A 26,008-nucleotide genomic window follows, 5' to 3' on the forward strand; every position below is an offset into this window, starting at 1 on the left:
GAGGGTCAGCCCCGGACGCGCCGACGTGCCAGGACCGCTGCACGGCCGGCGAGACCGACGCCGAGCACCACGAGCATGGTGACCACCGACGTCGTCGGGAGCGTGAAGGCGAGCACGAGGCAGGCGAGCGCGCCGATCGCGTTCAGCCACCGCGGCGCGTACCACTGCCGTTCCGGCAGGGTGAAGGCCGCGATGTTGGCGATGGCGTAGTAGAGCAGGACGCCGAAACTCGAGAAGCCGACCACCGTGAGGACGTCCGTCGTCAGGAGCAGCACCACCACGACCACGGCGGTGGCGATGTCCGCGACCCAGGGGACCCCGTAGCGGCGGGAGACGCGTGCCAGGACCCGGGGCAGGTCGCCGCCGCGCGCCATCGCGAGGCCCGTCCGGCCGACCCCGGCGATGAGGGCGAGCAGCGCTCCCAGGCTGGCCAGCGCGGCGGCGAGGGTCACGACGGCGCCGCCGCGCCCCATCGACCCCTCACCGGGGACGGCAGCATCGAAGACGTCCCGCAGGGGTGCGGTGGCCTCGGCCAGACCGGCGGGTCCCAGCGCCCTGAGCAGGGACACGCCGAGGAGGAGGTACAGGACGAGGGTGAAGCCGAGGGCGCCCAGGATGGCCAGCGGGATGTTCCTGCGGGGGTTGCGCACCTCCTCGCCCATGGTTGCGATCCGCGCGTAGCCGGCGAAGGCGAAGAACAGCAGCGCGGACGCCTGCAGTACGCCGCCTGCACCCCCTGGCGCGACGGCGCCCGTGTCCTGCACCGGGGGTGCACTGAAGGCCACCACGATCACGAAGGCGATCACGGGGACCACGAGCGAGACGATCACGCGGGTGGCGATGGCTGTGCGCGTCACGCCGAGGAGGTTGACCACCGTCAGCCCGACGACGGCGGCGACGGCCGCGGCCTTCCCCGCTCCGGGAGCAGCGTAGAGGCCGAAGGTGAGGGCCATCGCCGCGCACGAGGCCAGCTTGCCCGTCACGAAGCTCCAGCCGGCGAGGAACCCGGGCCAGTGCCCGAGCTGTTCGCGGCCGTAGACGTAGGTCCCTCCGCTGGAGGGATAGCGGACGGCCAGCGACGCGGTGGCCGAGGCGTTGCAGTAGGCGACGACGCCGGCGATCACGATCGCCAGGGGCAGCAGGGCTCCTGCAGCGGCGGCGGCGGGAGCGAGGACGATGAACGCTCCGGCGCCGATCATCGCCCCGATACCCACGGTGGTCGCGTCGAAGCCACCCATCGCCCGGCGGAGCGGCGGTTGCTGGGACATGGTCCTCCTCGTGTCGTGCACCGGATCCGGCAGGGGAACGCAGTGCCGTCGCCACCCGCGGCGAACCGCTGTCGGGCCGCCGAGGGGCGGACCGGTAAAGTTGTCGGGGTTTGCATCAACTGTAGGCAGGCGAAACGATGCCTGCGACTCATCCGACACATCTGTGGGAAGGAATGCTGTGCTCCGCACGCATGAACTCGGCTCCCTTCGGCCCGAGCACGTAGGACAATCCGTCACCCTGGCAGGCTGGGTGGCACGCCGCCGGGACCACGGCGGCGTGGCATTCCTCGACCTCCGTGACGCCTCCGGCGTCGCGCAGGTCGTGGTGCGCGAGGAGGACGTGTTCTCGAGTCTTCGCAACGAGTACGTCCTGCAGATCGTGGGGACGGTCCAGCAGCGGCCCGAGGGCAACGACAACCCGGCCCTGCCCACCGGTGCCATCGAGGTCATCGCGGACACCGTGACCATCCTCAACACCTCGGACCCGCTGCCGTTCCAGATCGACGAGCACGTCGAGGTCGGTGAGGAGGCGCGCCTGCGCCACCGCTACCTCGATCTCCGCCGCCCCGGTCCCCAGGCCAACCTGCGCCTGCGGTCGGAGGCGAGCCGCGTGGCCCGCGAGCTGCTGCACCAGGACGGCTACGTGGAGATCGAGACCCCCACGCTGACCAGGTCCACGCCCGAGGGCGCCCGCGATTTCCTCGTGCCCGCGCGCCTCGCGCCGGGCTCCTGGTATGCCCTGCCGCAGTCGCCGCAGCTGTTCAAGCAGCTTCTGCAGGTGGGCGGCTTCGAGAAGTACTACCAGCTGGCCCGCTGCTACCGCGACGAGGATTTCCGTGCTGACCGCCAGCCCGAGTTCACGCAGCTCGACATCGAGGCCAGCTTCGTGGAGGAGGACGACATCATCGCCCTCGGTGAGCAGCTCGTCTCCCGCCTGTGGAAGCTGATCGACGTCGAGATCCCGCTGCCCATCCGCCGCATGACCTACGCGGACGCGATGGCGAAGTACGGCTCCGACAAGCCGGACCTGCGCTTCGGGCTGGAGCTGACCGAGCTGACCGAGTTCTTCAAGGACACCGGCTTCGGCGTCTTCAAGGCCCCCTACGTCGGTGCCGTGGTCATGCCCGGGGGAGCCTCGCAGCCCCGTCGACAGCTCGACGCCTGGCAGGAATGGGCCAAGCAGCGCGGTGCCAAGGGCCTCGCGTACGTCCTGATCGACGTCGACGGGAGTCTCCGCGGCCCGGTGGCGAAGAACCTGACCGATGCCGAGCGCGAGGGACTCGCCGGGGCCGTCGGTGCCGACCCGGGCGACTGCATCTTCTTCGCTGCCGGTGACGCTGCGTCGTCGCGCGCCATCCTCGGTGCCGCGCGGGTCGAGATCGGCCGACGCACGGGTCTCATCAAAGAGGGTGACTGGGCATTCGTCTGGGTCGTCGACGCGCCGATGTTCGAACCCGCCTCGGCCGCGGTGGCCGCGGGTGACGTCGCGGTGGGCGGCGGGGCGTGGACCGCAGTTCACCACGCCTTCACCTCACCGAAGCCGGAGTTCCTCGATACGTTCGACACGGACCCGGAGAAGGCCCTCGCCTACGCGTACGACATCGTGTGCAACGGCAACGAGCTGGGCGGAGGGTCCATCCGTATCCATCAGCGCGACGTGCAGGAGCGGGTGTTCGCGGTCATGGGCCTCGGCGCCGAGGAGGCGCAGGAGAAGTTCGGCTTCCTGCTCGAGGGCTTCAAGTTCGGCGCGCCGCCGCACGGCGGGATCGCCCTCGGGTGGGACCGCGTGGTGTCGTTGCTGGCCGGGACGGATTCCATCCGCGACGTCATCGCGTTCCCGAAGTCCGGCGGCGGCTACGATCCGCTGACCGCGGCGCCCGCGCCGATCACCGCGCAGCAGCGCAGGGAGGCCGGCGTCGACGCGAAGCCTAAAGCCGACCCCGACGCGAAGCCGAAAGCCGACCCCGACGCGAAGCCGAAAGCCGACCCCGACGCGAAGCCGAAGGCCGACCAGACGGCCGGCTGACCGACGTCGGGCGCCAGGGACGGGACACCCGCGGGGGTCCCGTCCCTTCCTGTGGGCGATGATGCATCGTTCCGGTGCCCGGCGCTGATCGCCCTCGGACGAATTGTGACGATCCGGCGGGAAGCTGCGGGGCGCTGTGAAATAATCGACCCAGTACGTGCTCCGGGGTCGGTGTAAGTCCGAACCGGCGGTGATAGTCCGCGACCCGCTTCGTCGTCCTGCATCCGCGGGACGAGGGCGGTTGAGCCGGTGGAATTCCGGGACCGACAGTCAAAGTCTGGATGGGAGAAGCACGCACAGCAGGGCCCTGCCCGCTGTCCTCTTTCGGACGGCGGCTGCGTCGTTGGTTCGTCGCGGCGTGGTGCCCTGCCGCCATCACCCGGAGCCGTCGTATCGGCGAAGGATCGGCATTGGACTTTCTGCAGTGGCTCTTCGAAGCCCGCATTCCCGTAGGCAATGGTTCCCTCCTGCTCCGTGAGGTCGTGGGCAACGTCTTCGGTCTCCTCAGCGCACTCGGCGGCATGCGGCGCCGCGTCTGGGCCTGGCCGGTCGGCATCCTCGGCAACCTCCTGCTGCTCACCGTCTTCGTCGGTTCCATCTTCGGAGGAGCGGGTGCCGCCACCCTGCTCGGCCAGGCCGGCCGCCAGATGATGTTCATCGCCGTCTCCATCTACGGGTGGCGCCAGTGGCAGGCGAGCCGGGACCGTGGTGGTCAGGCGGTCACCCCGCGCTGGGCCGGAAGCAGGGCCCGCCTGGGCATGGTGTCCTTCCTGATCGTCGGCACGTTCGCCCTCACCCCGCTGTTCCGGATGCTCGGGTCCTACGAGCCCGTCTGGGCCGACGCCTGGACGTTCGTCGGCTCCCTGCTGGCCACCTTCGGCATGGCCAGGGGATGGGTCGAGTTCTGGCTCGTCTGGGTGGCCGTCGACATCGTGGGCGTCCCGCTGCTCTTCAGCGCCGGCTACTACGCGAGTGCCTTCATGTACGTCTTCTACGGGGTCTTCACCCTGGTCGGCTTCTTCGTGTGGGCCCGTGCACAGCGCACCGCCACGCCGAGCATCGAGACCCTCCTGCCGGATCCGACGCTGCGATGAGCAGCACGGCGCCGCAGGTCGCGGCTGCGGAGACCGGCGCGATGCTGAGGGCCCTGGAGCTCGCCGGGCTGGGCGTGCGCGGAGCGAACCCGCTCGTCGGCGCCGTCCTGCTCGCCCCCGACGGGACGGTGCTCGGGGAGGGGTACCACCGGGGTGCCGGCACGCCCCACGCGGAACCCGCAGCCCTCGCCGACGCCCGCGAGCGCGGTCACGATGCCCGCGGCGCCACCATGGTCGTGACCCTCGAACCGTGCAACCACACGGGCCGCACCGGTCCCTGCAGCGAAGCCCTCCTCGATGCCGGTGTCGCCCGGGTGGTGTTCGCCGCGGAGGACGTCAACGGATCGGCCTCCGGCGGTGCCCGGCGCCTCCGGGCGGCAGGCGTGGAGGCCGTCGGCGGCGTGGGGCGGGAGGCGTCGCTCGAGCTGAACGAGCGCTGGAGCGTGTCCGTCGCCGAGCGCCGGCCCTTCGTGACGCTGAAATCGGCGCAGTCCCTCGACGGGAGGGTGGCCGCGGTCGACGGCACCAGCCAGTGGATCACGGGCGCGGAAGCGCGCGCGGACGGCCATCGCCTCAGGGCCATCGCCGATGCCGTGCTCGTGGGCAGCGGAACCGTGCGCGACGACGACCCGCGCCTCACGGTACGCGCAGGAGCTGCAGCTCCGGTGTCGGGCATGGCCCTGCGCGTCGCCATGGGCCTGACTCCGGTACCCGCCGGGGCGGCGATTCGCGGCGAAGGCTTCATCCACCTGCCCACCCGGGACGTCGGAGCCGCCCTCGATCAGCTCGTCGAGAGGGGCGTGCGGCACCTCCTCGTCGAGGGCGGTCCACGCATAGCCGGCGCCTTCCTGCGTGCCGGTGTCGTCGACGAGCTCGTCAGCTATGTGGCACCCCTCGTCCTCGGGGAGGGCGCCCCGGCCTTTCCAGGCCTCGGTATCGGCACCCTCGCCGCAGCGCCCCGCTGGGTGCTGGACGACGCCGGCGGTCCCGCCGTCCAGCGACTCGGCACTGACGTCCGCCTGCACCTGCGCCCGCCACCGGGCGTCCCGGCGGCGTCGCACCATTGATCTCGCCAGACCCACCCCGTTCCCTCCCGACCCACCCGAAGGAAGTACCCGTGTTCACAGGAATCGTGTCCGAGCAGGGCAGCGTGGTCTCACTCGACGTCACGCCCGACGGCGAGAGCGCACTGCTCGTGTTCGAGGCTCCGGCGACCGGTGGGGACCTCACCCCCGGTGCGTCGATCGCCGTCAACGGCGTCTGCCTCACCGCGGTCACGCTCGACGGCGGTCGCGTGGGCGTCGACGTCATGGGCGAGACCCTCCGCCGCACCACCACGGGCAGCCTCCAGCCGGGGGCGACCGTGAACCTCGAGCGCTGCGTCCCCGCCGGAGGCCGGCTCGACGGGCACGTGGTCCAGGGCCACGTGGACGGGATCGGCGTGCTCCTCGACCGTGAGGACCTCGGCGCCTGGCACCGCCTCCGCTTCGGCCTGCCCGCGACACTCGGCCGGTATGCCGCGGAGAAGGGCTCCGTCGCGATCGACGGCGTGTCCCTGACGGTCACCGCCGTCAGCGCCGCCGAGGCCCGCGACCAGTGGTTCGAGGTCGGGCTGATCCCGACCACGCTGAAGGAGACGGGGCTCGGCACAAAGGCCCTCGGTGATCCCGTGAACCTGGAGATGGATGTCCTCGCGAAGTACGCCGAGCGCCTGCTCGGGTTCGCTGCGGCCGACACCCGCAGGGACGCCGCCGGAGCAACGCCGTGACCGGGGAGTCCGCACCGGGGCAGATCCTCCTCGACCCCGTGCAGGACGCCGTCGACGCGATCGCCTCCGGAGGCGCCGTCGTCGTGGTGGACGACGAGGACCGCGAGAACGAGGGCGATATCGTCTTCGCGGCGGAGGACGCGACGCCGCAGCTCGTCGGCTGGACCGTCCGGTGGAGCTCGGGGGTGCTGTGCGTGCCGATGCTCGCCGAGGACGCCGACCGGCTCCTCCTCCCGCCGATGACCGCGGTCAACGAGGACTCCAAGGGCACCGCGTACACCGTGTCCTGCGATGCCGCGACCGGGGTGAGCACGGGCATCAGCGCCGCCGACCGGGCCCGGACCGTCCGCGTCCTCGCCGATGCAGCCAGCCTGCCGGCGCAGCTGACGAGACCCGGGCACGTCTTCCCGCTCCGCGCCGCCCCGGGTGGTGTGCGCGAGCGCCCCGGGCACACCGAGGCGGGCGTGGAACTCAGCGTCCTCGCCGGAAAGCGTCCCGCAGCCGTCATCGCCGAGCTCGTGCACGACGACGGCGACATGATGCGGCTGCCGGCCCTGCGTCGATTCGCCGACGCGAACGGCATCCCGCTGGTCTCGATCAAGGATCTCGTCGCCCATCTCGACGCCGGCGGGGCGATTCCTGCCGGGGTGACCGGGACGTCATCAGCGCAGCCCGGCACCCCACGACCGACCACGACCACACCACCACAGAAGGAGCAGCCATGAGCGGCCACGGAGCACCCACCATCGACGTCAGCGGATTCACCACCGAGGAGGGCGCACCCCTGCGCCTCGCGATCATCGCGGCGAGCTGGCACACCCAGATCATGGACGGACTGCTCGACGGAGCACGGCGCGCTGCCGCCGAGGCGGGAGCGGACGTCACCGAGGTCCGGGTTCCCGGCAGTTTCGAGCTGCCCGTCGCCGCTGCGCGCATGGCCCCCGCCTTCGACGCCGTCGCCGCCCTCGGCGTCGTCATCCGCGGCGGTACCCCGCACTTCGAGTACGTCTGCCAGGCAGCGACGTCCGGCCTGACCGACGTCAGTGTCCGGACGGGAGTGCCGGTGGGCTTCGGGGTCCTGACGTGTGACACCGAGCAGCAGGGCCTCGACCGTGCGGGCCTGCCCGGCTCCTCCGAGGACAAGGGACACGAGGCCGTCACCGCCGCGCTGGCCACGGCGTCCGTCCTGCGCTCGTGGAAACCGTGAGCGCCGAGCCGTCCGTCACAGGAGGGCTCGCGCGTGCCGGGAGGGCGCCGGGAGCCGATAGCCTAGGGGATGTGAAAACCTTTGATTCCCTGTTCGAGGAACTCGGCGCCAAGGCCGTCGAACGCCCGGCGGGCTCCCGGACCGTCGCCGAACTCGATGCGGGCGTGCACGGTATCGGCAAGAAGATCGTCGAAGAGGCCGCCGAGGTGTGGATGGCTGCCGAGTACGAGTCGACGGACGAGGCCGCCGAGGAGATCTCGCAGCTGCTCTACCACCTGCAGGTCCTCATGATCGCGAAGGGCCTCACGCTCGAGGACGTCTACAAGCATCTCTAGCCGCGCCGGCCCACCGGCCCGCGGCTCCGCTTGCCCGTTCCTCCCTCCCGACGCGAAAGAACTCCCATGCTCCGTGTAGCAGTCCCCAACAAGGGCGCCCTCTCCGAGGCCGCCTCCGCCATGCTCGCCGAGGCGGGCTACCGCCAGCGCCGCGACCCACGCGAGCTCGTGCTCGTGGACCCCGAGAACGAGATCGAGTTCTTCTTCCTGCGTCCCCGCGACATCGCGGTGTACGTGGGGTCGGGCACGCTCGACGTCGGCATCACCGGCCGCGACCTCTTCCTCGACGCCCAGGTCGAGGCGGAGGAGCTCATGCAGCTCGGCTTCGGCGCATCCACCTTCCGCTTCGCAGGTCCCGTCGGAGACTTCGACTCCCTCGGCCAGCTCGAAGGGAAGCGCCTCGCCACGAGCTACGAGGGCCTGCTGAAGGACTACCTCGCCGCGCGCGGCGTGACGGCGTCCGTGGTCCGTCTCGACGGCGCGGTGGAGTCCTCCGTGCGTCTCGGGGTCGCGGATGCGATCGCCGACGTCGTCGAGACCGGCAGCACGCTGCGGGCCGCCGGGATGGAGATCTTCGGCGAGCCCATCCTGCGGAGCGAGGCCGTGCTGATCGGCCGGCGCGGCATCGAGGCTCCGGTGGGGCTGGACGTCCTCCTGCGCCGCCTCCAGGGCGTCCTCGTGGCCCGCCAGTACGTGATGATGGACTACGACGTCCGGAAGGACCTCGTGGACGCGGCCGCCGCACTGACGCCGGGACTCGAATCCCCGACGGTCTCGCCGCTCCGCGACTCCGAGTGGGTGGCCGTGCGGTCCATGGTCAAGCGGAACCACACCAACCGCATCATGGACGAGTTGTACGAGCTCGGCGCGCGCGCCATCCTCGTCAGCTCCATCCACGCCTGCCGGATCTAGGGAGCGCGCAGCCATGAGTGTCGCCATCCGCGCCATCCGCGTCATCCCGTGCCTCGACGTCGACGCCGGCCGCGTGGTGAAGGGCATCAACTTCGAGGACCTGCGCGACGCCGGGGACCCGGTGGAACTCGCCCACCGCTACGACCGCGCGGGCGCCGACGAGCTCACCTTCCTCGATGTCACCGCCTCGTCGGGCAACCGGGAGACCACGTTCGACGTCGTCTCCCGCACGGCCGAGGAGGTCTTCATCCCGCTCACGGTGGGCGGGGGAGTCCGTGGGATCGCCGACGTCGACCGCCTGCTCCGGTTCGGCGCGGACAAGGCCTCCATCAACACCGCGGCCGTGGCCCGGCCCGCCGTCATCGACGAGATCACGCAGCACTTCGGCGCCCAGGTCCTCGTCCTCTCCCTGGATGCCCGCCGCACGCGGGACGGCCGCACGCCGTCGGGGTTCGAGGTGACCACCTACGGGGGCCGCAAGGGCACGGGGATCGACGCCGTCGCCTGGGCCAGGGAGGCCGCTGACCGCGGGGTGGGGGAGATCCTGCTCAATTCCATCGACGCGGACGGCACCAGGGACGGATTCGACCTCGAACTCATCCGCGCGGTGCGCGCCGCGGTCGGAGTACCGCTCATCGCGTCGGGCGGCGCCGGCGAGCCGGACCACTTCCCACCCGCCGTCGAGGCCGGCGCGGATGCCGTGCTGGCCGCATCGGTGTTCCACTTCGGGCCGGTGGACGCCATCGCACGCGTGAAGGCAGCGATCAGCGCGGCCGGTTTCCCCGTCCGCTAGGGTCCCGCCGGCGTCCGACGACGAGCAGCCCGGAGCGTGCGGGCCGGACGGGTCAGAGTCCGACGTCCGCGCTCTCGAGGAGGGCGACGGCGTCCGGCTGGCCCTCGACCGTGACGAGCGCCTGCGCACGCCGGCCATGCGCGTGCATGAGGAGTTCGCCGGGTTCCCCGATGATGGCCACGGAGACGGGGGCGCGCTTGGCGACATGGCGGGGGCCGCCGGGCTGCACGAGCACGATCCCGAGGTCCACACCGCGGTAGAGGATGGCTGCGCGCTTGATCAGTTCCTCCCAGAGGGCCCTCGCGTAGTCCTCGTCGAGGGCGCGCGGGGCCCACCGCGACGTGGCGCGGCGCACGTCCTCGGTGTGGACGAAGTACTCGATCAGATTGGCGCTCTTGTCGATCGAGTTGATCCGCATCGGCGAGAGGGCGGGCGGCCCGGCGAGGAAGCGGTTCACGAGCGCCTCGTACCCGGCCGGCGATGCCGCACGTTCCGCGGTCTCGCGGGTAGCGCGCTCGGTCACGGGCGCGAACTTCTTCACCACCATCCCGAGCCCCAGTGCGGGCTTGTGCTCCCTGAGGTAGAGGTGGGCGGCGAGGTCGCGCGACCTCCACCCCTCACACAGCGTGGGGGCATCGGGGCCGGCTGCCAGGAGCGTCTCGGCCAGGACCTCGCGGGACGGAGTTACGTAGCGCATCACTGCTGAAACTAGCATGTTGCGCCGGGCGGGGCAGCAGCGCCGCGCAGCCGCGGGTGCCGCACTAGAATCAGGGGTGATGCCTTCCACCACGCTCCCGCCGAACGACGCCACGACCGACCCCGCCCGGGGGAGCGGCGACGGCCTTCCCGCCCTCGATCCCGCTGTTGCGCGCGCCCTGAAGAAGGACGACGCCGGGCTGGTCGCCGCTGTCGTCCAGCAGTACGACACCCTCGAGGTCCTCATGCTGGGCTGGATGGACGAGGAGGCGCTCCGGCGGACACTGACCACCGGCCGCGTGACCTTCTATTCCCGCTCGCGTGCGGAGTACTGGCGCAAGGGCGACACCTCCGGGCATCGCCAGTGGGTCAGGGGGGTGGCGCTCGACTGTGACGGCGATGCCCTGCTCGTCACGGTCGACCAGGAGGGTGCGGCCTGCCACACCGGCACCCGCACCTGCTTCGACGGCCGCGACCTGCCCGCCGTGACCGCCGACCGTCCCGACACCGAAGGACACTGACGCATGCAGCGCCTGGGCGCCATTAGCCCCACCCTCGAAGAGTTCCGTGACCTGGCGAAAGCCCGGCGGGTGGTCCCCGTGCACCTGAAGGTGCTGGCGGACGCCCACACCCCGATCGGCATCTACCGCAAGCTCGCCGCGGGCCAGCCGGGCACCTTCCTCATGGAATCGGCGGCAGTCGGCGGCGTCTGGTCCCGCTACTCCTTCATCGGAGCGCGGTCCCGAGCCACGCTGACCACGCGCGACGGCGAGGCCCACTGGCTCGGGGAGCCTCCTGCCGGGGTCCCCGTCGACGGAAACCCGGTCGAAGCCCTGCGCCGCACAGTCGAGGCCCTGCGCACGGAACGGTTCGCCGACCTGCCCCCCTTCACCTCCGGCATGGTCGGCTTCGTGGGCTGGGAAGCGGTCCGGCACTGGGAGCGGCTCACGAGCCCACCGGAGGACGATCTCCTGCTGCCCGAGCTCGCGATGTGCCTCGTCTCCGACCTCGCCATCCACGACAACGCCGAGGGCTCCCTGACCCTGGTGGCCAACGCGATCAACATCGACGGGACGGACGAGCGCGTGGACGAGGCGTGGCACGACGCCGTCGGACGGGTCCACGCGATGCTCGGTCGGCTCGTGGAGCCCGCCGAGCTGGCGGTGTCCGTCATGGCCGACGACGCGCCGACGGCCGAGGAGTCCATGGACCGGGTGCGGGAGTCGTGGTTCGAGCCCGACTACCTGACGGCGATCGAGCGCGGCAAGCGGGCGATCGTCGACGGCGACGTCTTCCAGGTGGTCATCAGCCGGCGCTTCGAGATCGAGTGCGACGCCTCCGCGCTGGACGTGTACCGGATCCTCCGCACCACCAATCCCAGCCCCTACATGTACCTCTTCAGCCTGGAGGACGCGGACGGACGCGGCTACTCCATCGTCGGGAGCTCGCCCGAGGCCCTCGTGACGGTGACGGGCAGCGAGGTCATCACGCATCCCATCGCCGGGTCCCGCCCGCGCGGGGGGACCACCGAGGAGGACCGCGACCTCGCCGTCGAACTGCGGGCCGACACCAAGGAGATGGCGGAGCACCTCATGCTGGTGGACCTCGCCCGCAACGATCTCTCGAAGGTCTGCACACCCGGCAGCGTGGACGTCACCCAGTTCATGGAGGTGGAGAAGTTCAGCCACATCATGCACCTCGTCTCCACCGTCGTCGGACGCCTCTCGCCGTCGAAGACCGCCTACGACGTCCTCGCTGCGACCTTCCCCGCGGGGACGCTCTCGGGAGCACCGAAGCCGCGCGCGCTGCGCCTGATCGACGAGGTGGAGCCCCACCGACGGGGCATCTACGGGGGAGTGGTGGGCTACCTCGACTTCGCGGGGGACATGGACATGGCGATCGCCATCCGCTCGGCGCTCCTGCGCGAGGGCAAGGCGTACGTGCAGGCCGGCGGCGGGATCGTCGCGGATTCCGTGCTGGAGACCGAAGCCCTGGAGACCGTGAACAAGGCTGCCGCGCCGCTGCGCGCAGCCCTGACGGCGGCCGCCCTGCGCCCGCTGGAGGTGGAGGCCTCGTGAGTACGCCCGTTTCTACCGACGCCCCCCGCTCCACCCGCCGCGGCGCAGTCGTGCTCGGTATCGTGGCGATTGCGCTGCTCGCGTTCGGCTCGACGACGCAGACGTGGCTGACCGTTCGGCTGCCCCAGGAAGCCGTGCAGACCCCGGACCTCATGATCGCCGGGAGCGACGCCTCGACCCCGGTCACCGCCTTCGCCCTCGTGGCACTGGCCGCGGCACTCGCCGTGTCGATCGCGGGCCGGGTGGCGCGGTGGATCGTCGCCGTCATCCTCGTCCTGTCCGGCGTGGGCATCGTCCTCTCCAGTCTCTCCGTGGCCCTCGACCCGGAGGCGGCCGCCGAGCCGGCGATCGGCGCCGCGATCGGTGTCAGCGGGGTGTCCGGCGCCGAGGCGTCCGCGAGCGCCATGCCGTGGATCGCCGTCATCGCCGGTGTCCTGCTGGTCGTCGCGGCCGCGTGGGTGGTCCTCGCCGGACGCACCTGGGGCGTCAACCGGCGCTACGACGCCGGAGCGTCCCGCGCCGTCCGTCCCGCCGCGGGTGACGCCCAGCCCGGGGCGCCACTGCCCTCGACGGGCGATGTCGCGCCGGGCGTCGTGCCCGGGGATCCGGTGGTTCCTCGGGTTCCTCGGGTTCCTGGGGAACCTGCAGAACCCGGTGGTGCCCGCGATACTGGGGCAGTTGGGTCGACGCCTGCCGGTGCGGCGGAGGACCGTCAGGACGGACCGGATCGACCCGACGGACCCGACGGACCCGACGGACCCGACGGACCCGACGGACCGGACGGGCAGGACGCGCAGGACGGGCAGGACGCGCAGGACGGGCAGGACGGACCGGATCTCGGGAACGGGCGGCGCGGCGGTGCGGCCGGAGGCGCGCGTGGGCGTGGCAGCGCGCACGCCGACGAGATCGACAGCTGGGACGAACTCTCGCGCGGCAACGATCCGACGCGCTGACCGGCGGCCCTGACCGGCTGCCCCGGCTAGCTGCCCCGACCCGGCCGACCCGGAATGCCCCGAACGGTCGGACGGCCACCCTTGCACGCGGCACGTGGCACGTCGACGCAGTGCGACCCGACCGCCCCATCAATGGCAGAATGGGACACGACCCACCCGAAGGAGATCGACCATGGCATCCGAGGCAACCACCTCTACGACGCGCAACACCCCCGCCAACCACGCCCGCATGGGAGATGAGACCATCGGCCACGGAAACAGCCCCGCAGCATGGACATGCGTGCTCATCATGTTGGCAGGCGCCGCCGTCGCGTCCTTCGCCTACATCCTCGCGAGCACCGAGGGTAACCACGACTTCGGCACGCTGCTCTTCTGGGCCGGTATCGCCGTCATGTTCGTCGGGCTCCTCGTCGGGTTCTTCATGCGCAGGATGGGCTACGGCGTCGGCGGCTCGAAACTGAAGAACAACGGCCACTAGATGACGGTCCTCGACGACATCATCGGTGGCGTCCGCGAGGATCTCGCCGAACGGCGCCGCCACGTGTCCCTGGAGCAGATCCGGCAGGACGCCCTCGCGGCACCCGCCCCACTCGATGCGTTCGCCGCCCTCGGCGGCGGTCTCGGCGGCGAGGTAGCCGTCATCGCCGAGGTGAAGCGAAGCAGCCCGTCCAAGGGAGCCCTGGCGGACATCGCGGACCCGGCAGCCCTCGCGGCCTCCTACGAGCGCGGCGGTGCCGCGGTGATCTCGGTCCTGACCGAGGCGCGGCGGTTCGGCGGTTCGCTCGCCGACCTCGCCGCCGTCCGTGCAGCCGTGGGCCTCCCGGTGCTGCGCAAGGATTTCACCGTGGACGAGTACCAGATCTGGGAGGCACGGGCCCATGGCGCGGACGTCGTCCTGCTGATCGTCGCAGCGCTCGGTGACGACGACCTAAGGTCCTTCCTCGACCTGACGCACGAGCTCGGCATGAACGCGATCGTCGAGACGCACACGGAGGGCGAGGTCCGCAGGGCCGTCGCGGCCGAGGCGTCCATCATCGGCGTGAACGTCCGCAACCTGAAGACCCTCGAGATCGACAGGCGCGTCTTCGCCGGCCTCGCGCATCTCGTTCCCGCCGGAACGGTCGTCATCGCCGAGTCGGGGGTCCGCGACGTCGACGACGTCGCCGGCTACGCAGCGAGCGGGGCGAACGCCGTCCTCGTCGGCGAGGCGCTCGTGCGGCACGCGGATCCATCGGCCACCATCACCGAGTTCACCGCGGCAGGGCGGGCGGCCTGGCAGGCGGCCGGCGTGGCAGCGAACAGCTGACGAACGCGGCGGATCGTCGCCGCGCCAAGCACCGTCCTTCCGGGGACGGCACCAGCAGGACCAGCGAGCAGGATGCGGCCCGGTCACCCCGGACCGCCAGGATCCCGGGAGGCTTCCCTCCCGGGCCAGGACCAACAGGACAGGATTGCTGAAGTCATGACTGATATGCACCAGGACACCGGCCTGACGGGCGCGGACGCCGGAGCAGCGGACGCCATCGACGCCGGGACGGCGGACGCGTTCCTCAGCCACGATCAGAGCCTTCGCCACGCCCCCGGTCCCTACTTCGGCGCGTACGGCGGGCGCTGGATGCCCGAATCCCTGATCGCCGCGCTCGATGAGCTGCAGGACACCTTCGAGAAGGCCAAGGCCGATCCCGAATTCACGGCCCAGGTGGCGGAGCTCAACAAGAACTACGCCGGTCGGCCGTCGCTGCTCACCGAGGCCGCGCGTTTCGCCGAGCACTGCGGAGGCGTGCGCGTCTTCCTCAAGCGTGAGGATCTCAACCACACGGGGTCGCACAAGATCAACAATGTGCTCGGTCAGGCCCTGATCGCCAAGCGGATGGGCAAGACCCGCGTCATCGCGGAGACCGGTGCCGGCCAGCACGGTGTGGCCAGTGCCACCGCGGCCGCCCTCCTCGGACTCGAGTGCGTGGTGTACATGGGCGCCGAGGACACGCGTCGCCAGGCCCTGAACGTCGCCCGCATGCAACTGCTGGGTGCCACGGTCATCCCCGTGACCAACGGCTCGCAGACCCTCAAGGACGCCATCAACGACGCCCTGCGGGACTGGGTGGCGAATGTCGAGACCACGCACTACCTCCTGGGCACCGCCGCGGGGGCCCACCCGTTCCCCTCCATGGTGCGGTTCTTCCACGAGGTCATCGGCGACGAGGCCCGTGAGCAGATCCTCGAGCAGACCGGCCGGCTCCCCGACGCCGTCTGCGCCTGCGTCGGCGGCGGTTCGAACGCCATCGGCATGTTCCACGGCTTCCTCGACGATCGCGGCGTGGCCCTCTACGGCTTCGAAGCAGGCGGCGACGGCGTCGAGACCGGACGGCACGCGGCCACCATCACGCTCGGCCGCCCGGGTGTGCTGCACGGCGCACGTTCGTACCTCATGCAGGACGAGGACGGCCAGACCATGGAATCCCATTCCATCTCCGCCGGACTCGACTACCCGGGCGTCGGCCCCGAGCACGCCTACCTGGCGGATATCGGCCGCGCGAACTACGAGCCCATCACCGACGCCGAGGCCATGGCGGCCTTCAAGGTTCTCAGCCAGACCGAGGGCATCATCCCTGCCATCGAGACGGCCCACGCCCTCGCCGGAGCGATGAAGGTAGGGCAGCGCCTCGCTGCGGACCTCGGTCCGGGCGAGAAGGCGTCGGACAAGATCATCGTCATCAACCTCTCCGGTCGTGGCGACAAGGACGTGGCAACCGCCGCGGGCTACTTCGACCTGCTTCCCGACGACAGCGTCGAGCAGGAGATCGCCCAGGAGGGGGAGCAGCTGTGACACCACACTCGACCGACCAGCAGGCAGCGGGAGCGGGCGTCGCAGCAGCTGCGCCGTCGAAGGCCGCCGCCGCCATCGAGAAGGCCCGCCGGGAAGGCCGGGCGGCACTCATCGGCTACCTGCCGGCAGGATTTCCCGACGTCCAGACCACCATCGACGCCGGGATCGCCATGGCGGAGAACGGCGTGGACCTCATCGAGATCGGTATCCCGTACTCGGATCCCGTGATGGACGGCCACGTCATCCAGGAGGCGACGGTCGAGGCCCTCGCCAACGGCTTCACCGTCCCGAGGATCTTCGATGTCGTCGAGGGCATCACCCGGAAGACCGACGCCGCGGTCCTCGTCATGACCTACTGGAACCCCGTGATGCGGATGGGCGTCCGCGAGTTCTCCGAACGCCTCGCCGCCGCCGGGGGAGCCGGGCTCATCACGCCCGATCTCATCCCTGACGAAGCGACGGAGTGGCTCGAGATCTCCGAGGAACTCGGTCTCGACCGGGTGTTCCTCGTGGCACCGTCCACGTCGCCGCAACGCATGCAGAACACGGTCGACGCCAGCAGGGGATTCGTCTATGCGGTCTCCGTGATGGGCGTGACCGGTGCCCGGACGTCCGTGGGCGCTGCCGCCCGCGCTGTGGTCGACGCCGCCCACCACGCCGGCGCCGAGCGGGTGTGCGTGGGACTCGGCGTCTCCTCGTCCGCCCAGGTCCGTGAGATCGGCGCCTACGCCGACGGCGTGATCGTCGGGACGGCCCTCGTCGCCGCGCTGCGCGACGGTGGCGTGCAGGCCGTCGCGGAGCTCACACGGGAACTCAGCACCGGTACCGCCAAGGTGTCGGGCGGAGGGACTGCGTGAGCCTGCTTGCGCTGCAAGGATTCGTTCCGGCGTCCATCCCGAGCCCTCCCGCCGAGTGGGCGAGCTTCGGGCTGGGACCGGTCACCATCCACGCCTACGCGCTCTGCATCCTCGCGGGCATCATCCTCGCGCTCGTCCTGACCCAGAAACGCTTCGTCTCCTTCGGCGGGCACGCCGACGCCGTGTGGGACATCGCCATCTGGGCCATCCCCTTCGGGATCATCGGCGGGCGGCTCTACCACGTCGTCTCCTCGCCGGACGCCTACTTCGGTCCAGAGGGTGACCTCGCGCGGATACCGCAGATCTGGCAGGGGGGTCTCGGCATTTGGGGTGCCATCGCGCTCGGAGCGCTGGGTGCATGGATCGGCGCGCGCCGGGCCGGCGTCAAGCTCTCCGCGTTCGCCGACGCAGCGGCGCCCGGCGTCCTCCTCGCTCAGGCCGTCGGCCGCCTCGGCAACTGGTTCAACCAGGAGCTGTTCGGCGCTCCCACCACTCTTCCCTGGGGCCTGGAGATCGACGCCGACAATGCGAACTTCCCGCTCGACCAGGACCCCGGCACCCGGTTCCACCCCACGTTCCTCTACGAGCTCCTGTGGAACCTCGTCGGAGTCGCGATCCTGCTGCTCCTGGCACGCAGACTCAACCTCCGCGGCGGCCGTATGTTCTGGCTCTACGCGGCCTACTACACACTCGGTCGTGTCTGGATCGAGACGTTGCGCATCGACGACGCCGAGATGGTCTCACTGTTCGGCGTCACCCAACGCCTGAACGTCTGGACCAGCATCGCCGTCTTCCTGGTGGCGCTGGCCGTGCTGGTCTACCTCGCGGTCGCGCGGCGCCCGGCCGCCGAGCCGTCCGTCTACCTGCCCGGCCGGGCACCCGACGGCGACGCGGACAGCGGGGCCGCCGGACCGGCATCCGAGGCCGCCGCCGGTGCGACGGCGTCGGCCGACCGCTCCGAGGCAGACACGTCCGGCGAGCCCGCTGCAGCCCCCTCCGATGCCGTCTCCGCTGCGTCCGACGGGGCGCCGACCGGACCCGGAAAACCCTCCGACGCCCTCTCCGGACAAGGGGCGGGTGAGGGCGCGCATAACGCTTCAGCCACAGGTAGCCACGCCGCGGACGCAGCGCCGGACGGGCGGAATGATCGTGGTAATCTTTCCGAAACAAACGGCTCCTGAGGAACGACGAGCGTTCGAAGGACCCCGCGAGAGCGGAGCCACGGGAGTCGGTCCCCGACCAGCAGTCCCCGGGCCACCGCCCCTCAAGGACGCAACACCACACAGGCGTGGACTTCAGGTGCGACGGCCGGATCACCTTCCGAACCTGCACCGACACCGCCCTGACCAGCGCAGGATGACCACAGTGACTGCCCGCCAACCGCGCCGGGTGGCGCGGGCGCAGGCGGTGTGCACGAGATAGACAGACGGTGCCCGTTCCTCTCGGAGCGGTGCCCGCGGGGCCAAGGCTGTCCCCTCCCGACGCTCCATCATGGGGGAAGGATCCCTTCTATGACTGCTTTGACGCCAGGAAAGCCGCTGCAGGCGCACCACGGCACGACGACGACGTCGGCCGCCGACGCCGTCGAGTCCCCCTTCTCACGGTTCGCCTCGATACCGGAGGCCTTGGGGCTGTACGACCCCGAGAACGAGAAGGACGCGTGCGGCCTCGCCGTCATCGCGACCCTTCGCGGCGAACCCGGACACGACATCGTCGATGCCGCGCTGACCGCGCTGCGCAACCTCGAGCACCGCGGTGCCGTCGGGGCGGACGAGGGCACCGGCGACGGCGCCGGTCTGCTCACCCAGATCCCCGACGAGTTCTTCCGTGCCGTCGTCGACTTCGACCTGCCCGCAGCGGGCTCCTACGTGGTCGGCACGGCGTTCCTCCCCACCGAGGCGAAGGAGGAGGAGACGGCGCGCGCGGGCCTCGAGTCCATCGCGGAGTCCGAGGGCCTGCGGGTGCTCGGCTGGCGGGTGGTGCCGGTCGTGGCCGATCTCGTCGGCGCCATGGCCCGGGCGTGCATGCCCCACTTCGTCCAGTTGTTCCTGGCCCCTGCGGACGGCGAGGCGCCGGACCTCGACGGACGCGCGTTCCGCGTCCGCAAGCGGGCGCAGAACAAGTACGGCGTCTACTTCCCGTCCCTGTCCTCGAAGACCATCGTCTACAAGGGCATGCTCACCACGGCACAGGTCGAACCGTTCTACCCGGACCTCTCGGACGAGCGCTTCAAGACCCGCCTCGGGATCGTCCACTCACGCTTCTCCACCAACACGTTCCCGTCCTGGCCGCTGGCCCAGCCGTTCCGCACCATCGCCCACAACGGCGAGATCAACACGGTCAAGGGCAACCGGAACTGGATGCGTGCCCGGCAGTCGCAGCTGTCCAATCCGCTGCTCGGCGATTCCCCCGAGGAGCTCTACCCCATCTGCACGCCGGGTGCCTCCGACTCCGCGTCCTTCGACGAGGTGGCCGAGCTCCTCACGCTGTCGGGACGGCCCATCACCCACTCGATCATGATGATGATCCCGGAGGCGTGGGAGAACCACGCCACGATGGACCCCGCCCGCCGGGCGTTCTACCAGTACCACTCCATGCTCATGGAGCCCTGGGACGGCCCTGCGGCGGTGTCCTTCACGGACGGCCGCCTCGTCGGCGCGGTCCTGGACCGCAACGGCCTGCGCCCGGCGCGCTACTGGGTCACCGAGGACGGCCTCGTCATCCTCGCCTCCGAGGTGGGCGTGCTCGACGTCGAACCGTCCCGTGTTGTCCGCAAGGGCCGGGTCTCGCCCGGGAAGATGTTCCTCGTCGACACCGAGGAGGGCCGGCTCATCGAGGACCAGGAGATCAAGGCCGAGGTCGCCGCCGCCAACCCGTGGGGCGAGTGGGTCAAGGAGAACCTGATCCAGCTCGAGGACCTGCCGGAGCGCGAGCACGTGGTGCACACCAAGGCCTCGATCAACCGCCGGCAGCGCACCTTCGGCTACACGCAGGAGGAACTGCGCATCCTGCTCGGCCCCATGGCGAAGAACGGTGCGGAGCCCCTGGGTGCCATGGGCTCCGACACGCCCATCGCCGTCCTGTCCAAGCGACCGCGCCTGCTCTTCGACTACTTCGTGCAGTCCTTCGCCCAGGTAACCAACCCGCCGCTGGACTCGATCCGCGAGGAGCTCGTCACGTCGATGGGCGTCACGATCGGCCCCGACGGCAACCTGCTCTCCACCGGGCAGGTGCGGTCCAAGCAGATCGCCCTGAAGTTCCCCGTCATCACCAACGACGAGCTGGCGAAGATCGCCAATCTCGAGACCGACGACGGCGACCGCCTCACCGTCCGGGTCCGCGGCCTGTACCGGCACGACGGCGGAGAGGCCGCCCTGCGCGCGCGTCTCGCCGAGATCTGCGAGCAGGTCTCCAGCGCGCTCAACCGCGGCGTCGAGTACGTGGTGCTCTCCGACCGTGATTCGAACGCGCAGTGGGCTCCCATCCCGTCGCTGCTTCTCACCAGCGCCGTGCATCATCACCTCCTCAAGAGCGCCAACCGCACCAAGACGTCCCTCGTGGTCGAGGCCGGCGACGTGCGCGAGGTCCACCACGTCGCCGTGCTCATCGGCTACGGCGCCTCCGCCGTGAACCCGTACCTGGCGATGGAGAGCTGCGAGGAGCTCGTCCGCAACGGAGACATCACCGGCGTCACCGCCGAGACCGCCGTCGCGCACCTCATCAAGGGGCTCGGCAAGGGCGTCCTGAAGATCATGTCCAAGATGGGCATCTCCACCGTGAGCTCCTACTGCGGGGCGCAGACCTTCGAGGCGCTCGGCCTGGCCCAGGAGCTCGTGGACGAGTACTTCCACGGGACCCAGACCCAGCTCGGCGGCGTCGGCCTCGACGTCATCGCCGCCGAGACCGCTGCGCGCCATGATTCGGCGTACCCGCAGGACGGGATCGAGGACCCGCACCGTGGGCTCGACAACGGCGGCGAGTACCAGTGGCGCCGCGAGGGTCCGCCGCACCTGTTCAACCCCGAGACCGTCTTCCGGCTGCAGCACGCCACGCGTGAGCGCCGCTACGACATCTTCAAGGCCTACACACAGGGCGTCGACGACCAGTCGCGCGAGCTCATGACGCTCCGCGGCCTGCTGCGGCTCCGGGACGATCGCACCCCGATCGGCATTGACGAGGTGGAGCCCGTCTCCGAGATCGTGAAGCGCTTCTCGACGGGAGCCATGAGCTACGGCTCCATCTCGCAGGAGGCGCACGAGACGCTCGCCATCGCGATGAACCGCCTGGGCGGGAAGTCGAACACGGGTGAGGGTGGCGAGGACGTCGAGCGGCTCCTCGACCCCGAGCGCCGATCGGCCATCAAGCAGGTGGCGTCCGGGCGGTTCGGCGTCACGAGCCTCTACCTGACCAACGCCGATGACATCCAGATCAAGATGGCGCAGGGAGCCAAGCCCGGCGAGGGCGGCCAGCTCATGAGCCAGAAGGTCTACCCGTGGATCGCCCGTACGCGGCACTCCACGCCCGGCGTCGCGCTCATCTCCCCGCCGCCGCACCACGACATCTACTCGATCGAGGATCTCGCCCAGCTCATCTACGACCTCAAGCGGTCCAACCCGAGAGCCCGGGTCCACGTCAAGCTCGTGTCCGAGGTGGGCATCGGCACGGTCGCCGCGGGCGTCACGAAGGCCAAGGCCGACGTCGTCCTGGTGTCAGGTCACGACGGCGGCACCGGCGCCAGCCCGCTCAACTCGCTCAAGCACGCGGGCATCCCCTGGGAGCTGGGTCTCGCCGAGACGCAGCAGACCCTCATGCTCAACGGGCTGCGCGACCGCGTGGTGGTCCAGGTGGACGGCCAGCTCAAGACCGGGCGCGACGTCGTCATCGCCGCCCTGCTCGGCGGCGAGGAGTTCGGCTTCGCGACCGCACCGCTCGTGGTCTCGGGCTGCATCATGATGCGTGTCTGCCACCTCGACACCTGTCCGGTGGGCGTCGCGACCCAGAATCCTGAACTGCGGAGCCGCTTCACGGGCAAGCCGGAGTTCGTCGTCAACTTCTTCGAGTTCATCGCGGAGGAGGTCCGCGAGATCCTGGCGGAACTCGGCTTCCGGACCCTCGAGGAGGCCATCGGCCACAGCGAGCTCCTCGATGCCCGCAAGGCCATCGAGCACTGGAAGGCCGACGGCCTGGACCTCGACCCGATCCTCCGTGGCAACGAGTTCGATTCCGGCGAGCCGATGCGCAACACGACGAAGCAGAACCACGAGCTGGACCAGCACTTCGACAACAAGCTCATCGAGATGAGCGCCGATGCGCTGCACCACCGCTCGCCGGTCCGCATCTCGGTGGACGTCGTCAACACCGACCGCTCCGTCGGGACGATGCTCGGGCACGAGGTTACCCGTACCTTCGGGCTCGACACGCTGGCCACGGACACCATCGACATCACCCTCACGGGGCAGGCCGGGCAGTCGCTCGGTGCGTTCCTGCCGGCCGGCATCACCCTGCGGCTGCTGGGAGATTCGAACGATTACGTGGGCAAGGGCCTCTCGGGCGGACGCATCATCGTGCGGCCCGACCGCGCCAACTTGTTCCGTGCCGACCACAACGTGATCGCGGGCAACGTCATCGGCTACGGCGCCACGAGCGGCGAGATGTTCCTGCGCGGCCAGGTGGGGGAGCGGTTCCTGGTCCGCAACTCCGGCGCGACGGCGGTGGCCGAGGGGATCGGCGACCACGGCTGCGAGTACATGACCGGTGGCCAGGCCCTGATCCTCGGCAGGACCGGCCGCAACTTCGGTGCCGGAATGTCCGGTGGCACGGCCTTCGTGCTGGACCTCGACCGGGCCCGCGTCAACAAGCAGAGCCTCGAGAACGGTGAGCTCCTGCTGGTCGAGCTCGACGCGGAGGACATCGAGATCGTGCGGCGGCTGCTGATCCAGCACGTCGAGGAGACCGAGTCGACCCTCGCGGAGAGTCTGCTCGAGTCCTTCGAGGACATCATCCCGCGTTTCACGAAAGTCCTGCCGCGCGATTACGCCGCGGTGCTGGACGCCCGCGCCACCGCCGTCGAGCAGGGACTCGATCCTGACGGCGAAGAGGCGTGGACCAAGATCCTGGAGGTTACCGGTGGCTGACCCACGCGGATTCATGAAGGTGCGCGAGCGCCAGACCCAGCCCCGGCGCCCGGTTCCCGTGCGCATCATGGACTGGAAGGAAGTGTACGAGGCGCAGGAGAAGGGCGTCCTGAAGGCCCAGGCCGGCCGCTGCATGGACTGCGGTATCCCGTTCTGCCATCAGGGGTGCCCGCTCGGCAACCTCATCCCGGAGTGGAACGACCTCACGTTCCGGGAGAAGGGCCGGGAGGCCATCGACCGCCTCCACGCCACGAACAACTTCCCCGAGTTCACCGGGCGGCTCTGCCCGGCACCGTGTGAGTCGTCCTGCGTACTCGGGATCAACCAGCCGCCCGTCACCATCAAGCAGGTCGAGGTGTCCATCGCGGACCAGGCCTTCGGGGAGGGCTGGGTCGAGCCGCACCCGCCGGAGCGCCTCACGGGCCGCACCGTCGCCGTCGTCGGCTCCGGCCCGGCCGGACTCGCCGTCGCCCAGCAGCTCACCCGCGCCGGCCACACCGTCGCCGTGTACGAGCGCGACGACCGCATCGGCGGTCTCCTGCGCTACGGCATCCCGGACTTCAAGATGGAGAAAATCCACGTGGAGCGGCGCATCGACCAGATGAAGACCGAGGGCACACGCTTCCGGACCGGCGTCGACGTCGGCAAGGACATCAGCTGGGGACAGCTCAAGCGGCGCTACGACGCCGTCGTCGTCGCGACCGGGGCCACCGTCCCGCGTGACCTGCCGATCCCGGGCCGCAACCTGCAGGGCGTGCACTTCGCCATGGACTACCTTGTACAGGCGAACCGCGTGGTGGCCGGTGAGGCCGTCGAGGACCAGATCCACGCCGAGGGCAAGCACGTCGTGATCCTCGGCGGCGGCGACACCGGCGCCGACTGCCTCGGCACCGCACACCGCCAGCAGGCCGCCTCCGTGACCACGCTCGCCATCGGCCAGCAGCCCCCCACGGAACGCCGCCCGGACCAGCCCTGGCCCACGTTCCCCACGCTGTTCGACATCGCCAGCGCCCACGAGGAAGGCGGTGAGCGGCGCTACCTCGCGTCCACCGTCGAGTTCGTGGGTGACGACGGCGTCCTCCGGGGCATCAAGGTCGCGGAGACCGAGTTCGTCGACGGACGGCGTGTCCCCAAGGCCGGTTCCGAACGCGAGATCCCGGCCGACCTCGTCTTCCTCTCCCTCGGCTTCACCGGGGCCGAGCCCGCCGGGATCACCGAGCAGGTCGAGGCCGCCTTCGACGATCGTGGCAACCTCGCCCGCGACGGCTACTACATGACGAACACGCCCGGTGTCTTCTCGGCGGGCGACGCCGGCCGCGGACAATCGCTCATCGTCTGGGCCATCGCCGAGGGCCGCGCGTGCGCGGCAGCGGTGGACAAGTACCTCATGGGATCGACCAAGCTCCCCGCTCCCGTGGCACCTTCGGACCGCTCCATCGCCGTGCTCTGACCGGCCCCCACACCATCCCCTCGACCCAAACACGACTAGGCTAGGTTTATGAGACGCGCAAAAATCGTTGCAACATTCGGCCCCGCAATCGCCAGCTACGAGAACACGCTCGCCGTGCTCGAGGCGGGCGTCGACGTAGCCCGGATGAACATGAGCCACGGCGACTACACCGTGCACAGCAGCACCTATGACAACGTGCGACGCGCGTCGGAGGAGCTCGGCAGGCCCGTCGGCATCTTCGCCGACCTGCAGGGCCCCAAGATCCGCCTCGGCCGCTTCGCCGACGGCCCCCACGCCCTCGCCCCGGGAGATGTCTTCACCATCACGGTGGAGGACATCCAGGGCACGCAGGACATCTGCTCCACCACCTTCAAGGGACTCCCGCACGACGTCAACGTCGGCGACATGCTCCTGATCGACGACGGCAAGGTCTCACTCCGCGCCACGGCGGTCGACGACGTCTCGGTCACCACCGAGGTCGTCGTCGGTGGCATGGTGTCCAACAACAAGGGCATCAACCTGCCCGGCGTCGCCGTCAACGTCCCCGCCCTCAGCGACAAGGACGAGGAGGACCTCCGCTGGGCCATCCAGATCGGCGTCGACATGGTCGCGCTGTCCTTCGTCCGTGACGCCGGAGACGTACGGCGTGTGCACGAGATCATGGACGAGGAGGGCCGCAGGGTCCCCGTCATCGCCAAAATCGAGAAGCCGCAGGCCGTCGACGCCCTCGAGGAGATCATCGACGCATTCGACGCCATCATGGTGGCTCGCGGGGACCTTGGCGTGGAGCTGCCGCTGCAGGACGTCCCGATCGTGCAGAAGCGGGCCGTCGAGCTCGCGCGCCGCTGGGCGAAGCCCGTGATCGTGGCCACCCAGGTTCTCGAGTCCATGATCGACAACCCCCGTCCCACACGGGCGGAGGCCTCCGACTGCGCCAACGCCGTGCTCGATGGCGCGGACGCCGTCATGCTCTCCGGCGAGACCAGTGTCGGCAAGTACCCCATCGAGACCGTGCGCACCATGGCGGACATCATCGAGTCCACCGAGCGCCACGGCCTCGAGCGCGTGCCGCCGCTCGGCAGCAAGCCGAAGACCCGCGGCGGCGCGATCACCCGCGCAGCCGTCGAGATCTCGGACCAGCTCGATGCCAAGTACATCTGCACGTTCACGCAGTCCGGTGACTCCGCACGCCGGCTGTCCCGCCTCCGCCCGAAGAAGCCCGTCTTCGCCTTCACCCCCGTGCAGTCGACCCTCAACGCGATGTCGCTCATCTGGGGTATCCAGCCGAAGCTCGTGGAGTTCGTCGAGCATACGGACCAGATGACGTCCCAGGTGGACCGCGTACTCTTCGAGCAGGGACTCGTGGAGGTGGACGACCTCGTGGTCATCGCCGCCGGTTCCCCTCCCGGACAGGCCGGCTCCACCAACTCCATCAAGGTGCACCGTGTCGGCGACATCACCGACGCGGGCCAACTGCCGGACGGCCACACCTCCTTCATCAAGGAGGGCGTCGGCCCCTGGCCGGTCAAGAAGAAGTAGCGGTCCACGCCTGAACGAGAAGACCCCCACCCGATCGGGTGGGGGTCTTCTCGTCTGTCGGCTGCGGGCGG

At 70.3% G+C, this 26,008-nt stretch carries 22 protein-coding genes and 1 riboswitch; of the genes, 20 read left to right on the forward strand and 2 right to left on the reverse strand.

What is annotated here, in order from left to right:
* Positions 1-5: 5 nt before the first annotated feature.
* Positions 6-1,268 carry an APC family permease gene (locus FJV46_RS12505; protein ID WP_087027105.1) on the reverse strand — a complete coding sequence of 421 codons (1,263 nt, stop codon included), beginning with the start codon at positions 1,266-1,268 and terminating at the stop codon, positions 6-8.
* 178 nt (positions 1,269-1,446) lie between these two features.
* Between FJV46_RS12505 and aspS the strand changes: the two genes are divergently transcribed.
* The 9 genes from aspS (at position 1,447) to hisF (ending at position 9,403) form a co-directional block, all read left to right on the forward strand.
* Positions 1,447-3,294 carry an aspartate--tRNA ligase gene (gene aspS / locus FJV46_RS12510; RefSeq protein ID WP_179195191.1) on the forward strand — a complete coding sequence of 616 codons (1,848 nt, stop codon included), beginning with the start codon at positions 1,447-1,449 and terminating at the stop codon, positions 3,292-3,294.
* A gap of 154 nt (positions 3,295-3,448) precedes the next feature.
* A riboswitch (FMN riboswitch) is annotated at positions 3,449-3,591 on the forward strand.
* A gap of 113 nt (positions 3,592-3,704) precedes the next feature.
* Entirely contained in the window at positions 3,705-4,388 is a 684-nt protein-coding gene (gene pnuC, locus FJV46_RS12515; protein WP_087027100.1) for a nicotinamide riboside transporter PnuC, read from the forward strand.
* The gene (gene ribD / locus FJV46_RS12520) at positions 4,385-5,455 is read left to right on the forward strand and encodes a bifunctional diaminohydroxyphosphoribosylaminopyrimidine deaminase/5-amino-6-(5-phosphoribosylamino)uracil reductase RibD (protein ID WP_087027098.1); all 1,071 of its coding nucleotides are present in this window, start codon (positions 4,385-4,387) and stop codon (positions 5,453-5,455) included. The genes pnuC and ribD overlap by 4 nt, the downstream gene beginning before the upstream one ends.
* A 50-nt stretch (positions 5,456-5,505) precedes the next feature.
* Entirely contained in the window at positions 5,506-6,156 is a 651-nt protein-coding gene (locus FJV46_RS12525; protein ID WP_087027096.1) for a riboflavin synthase, read from the forward strand.
* A complete protein-coding gene (gene ribB, locus FJV46_RS12530) occupies positions 6,153-6,881 on the forward strand; it encodes a 3,4-dihydroxy-2-butanone-4-phosphate synthase (RefSeq protein ID WP_197715711.1) in 729 nt (242 codons plus the stop codon). The genes FJV46_RS12525 and ribB overlap by 4 nt, the downstream gene beginning before the upstream one ends.
* Entirely contained in the window at positions 6,878-7,363 is a 486-nt protein-coding gene (ribH, locus tag FJV46_RS12535) for a 6,7-dimethyl-8-ribityllumazine synthase (protein WP_087027094.1), read from the forward strand. Before ribB ends, ribH begins: the two co-directional genes overlap by 4 nt.
* A gap of 71 nt (positions 7,364-7,434) precedes the next feature.
* Positions 7,435-7,698, forward strand: coding sequence for a phosphoribosyl-ATP diphosphatase (locus FJV46_RS12540; protein ID WP_087027093.1), 264 nt, complete (start codon positions 7,435-7,437; stop codon positions 7,696-7,698).
* A gap of 66 nt (positions 7,699-7,764) precedes the next feature.
* Positions 7,765-8,610: an ATP phosphoribosyltransferase gene (gene hisG, locus FJV46_RS12545; RefSeq protein WP_087027091.1), complete on the forward strand. Its 846-nt coding sequence runs from the start codon at positions 7,765-7,767 to the stop codon at positions 8,608-8,610.
* A 13-nt stretch (positions 8,611-8,623) separates the two neighbouring features.
* Positions 8,624-9,403, forward strand: a complete 780-nt coding sequence (hisF, locus tag FJV46_RS12550) for an imidazole glycerol phosphate synthase subunit HisF (RefSeq protein ID WP_087027089.1) — start codon at positions 8,624-8,626, stop codon at positions 9,401-9,403.
* Between the two features lie 52 nt (positions 9,404-9,455).
* Here the strand turns inward: hisF and FJV46_RS12555 are convergent, their stop codons facing one another.
* On the reverse strand, positions 9,456-10,100 hold the full coding sequence (locus FJV46_RS12555; RefSeq protein ID WP_087027087.1) for a TIGR03085 family metal-binding protein: 645 nt from the start codon (positions 10,098-10,100) through the stop codon (positions 9,456-9,458).
* Positions 10,101-10,179: 79 nt separating this feature from the next.
* On the opposite strand from FJV46_RS12555, the gene hisI reads away from it, so the two are divergent.
* From hisI to pyk, 11 genes are all read left to right on the forward strand, one after another.
* A complete protein-coding gene (hisI, locus tag FJV46_RS12560) occupies positions 10,180-10,620 on the forward strand; it encodes a phosphoribosyl-AMP cyclohydrolase (RefSeq protein WP_087027085.1) in 441 nt (146 codons plus the stop codon).
* Positions 10,621-10,623: 3 nt separating this feature from the next.
* The gene (locus FJV46_RS12565) at positions 10,624-12,177 is read left to right on the forward strand and encodes an anthranilate synthase component I (protein ID WP_087027082.1); all 1,554 of its coding nucleotides are present in this window, start codon (positions 10,624-10,626) and stop codon (positions 12,175-12,177) included.
* Positions 12,174-13,130: a Trp biosynthesis-associated membrane protein gene (locus FJV46_RS12570; protein ID WP_087027080.1), complete on the forward strand. Its 957-nt coding sequence runs from the start codon at positions 12,174-12,176 to the stop codon at positions 13,128-13,130. Before FJV46_RS12565 ends, FJV46_RS12570 begins: the two co-directional genes overlap by 4 nt.
* 172 nt (positions 13,131-13,302) lie before the next feature.
* Complete coding sequence (locus FJV46_RS12575; protein WP_087027078.1) at positions 13,303-13,608, forward strand: HGxxPAAW family protein; 306 nt, start codon at positions 13,303-13,305, stop codon at positions 13,606-13,608.
* Entirely contained in the window at positions 13,609-14,436 is an 828-nt protein-coding gene (trpC, locus tag FJV46_RS12580; RefSeq protein WP_087027076.1) for an indole-3-glycerol phosphate synthase TrpC, read from the forward strand. It begins immediately after the preceding gene.
* A 165-nt stretch (positions 14,437-14,601) separates the two neighbouring features.
* Positions 14,602-15,957 (forward strand): tryptophan synthase subunit beta, encoded by a 1,356-nt coding sequence (gene trpB, locus FJV46_RS12585; protein ID WP_087027074.1) that lies wholly within the window; start codon positions 14,602-14,604, stop codon positions 15,955-15,957.
* Positions 15,954-16,814: a tryptophan synthase subunit alpha gene (gene trpA / locus FJV46_RS12590; protein ID WP_087027072.1), complete on the forward strand. Its 861-nt coding sequence runs from the start codon at positions 15,954-15,956 to the stop codon at positions 16,812-16,814. The genes trpB and trpA overlap by 4 nt, the downstream gene beginning before the upstream one ends.
* The gene (gene lgt, locus FJV46_RS12595) at positions 16,811-17,995 is read left to right on the forward strand and encodes a prolipoprotein diacylglyceryl transferase (RefSeq protein ID WP_087027070.1); all 1,185 of its coding nucleotides are present in this window, start codon (positions 16,811-16,813) and stop codon (positions 17,993-17,995) included. The genes trpA and lgt overlap by 4 nt, the downstream gene beginning before the upstream one ends.
* A gap of 330 nt (positions 17,996-18,325) precedes the next feature.
* Complete coding sequence (gene gltB / locus FJV46_RS12600) at positions 18,326-22,948, forward strand: glutamate synthase large subunit (protein ID WP_087027068.1); 4,623 nt, start codon at positions 18,326-18,328, stop codon at positions 22,946-22,948.
* The gene (locus tag FJV46_RS12605) at positions 22,941-24,398 is read left to right on the forward strand and encodes a glutamate synthase subunit beta (protein WP_087027066.1); all 1,458 of its coding nucleotides are present in this window, start codon (positions 22,941-22,943) and stop codon (positions 24,396-24,398) included. Before gltB ends, FJV46_RS12605 begins: the two co-directional genes overlap by 8 nt.
* Positions 24,399-24,446: 48 nt before the next feature.
* Positions 24,447-25,937 (forward strand): pyruvate kinase, encoded by a 1,491-nt coding sequence (gene pyk / locus FJV46_RS12610; RefSeq protein ID WP_087027064.1) that lies wholly within the window; start codon positions 24,447-24,449, stop codon positions 25,935-25,937.
* Positions 25,938-26,008: the final 71 nt, after the last annotated feature.

The sequence above is a fragment of the Arthrobacter agilis genome (genome assembly GCF_006494655.1).
Taxonomy (GTDB): domain Bacteria; phylum Actinomycetota; class Actinomycetes; order Actinomycetales; family Micrococcaceae; genus Arthrobacter_D; species Arthrobacter_D agilis.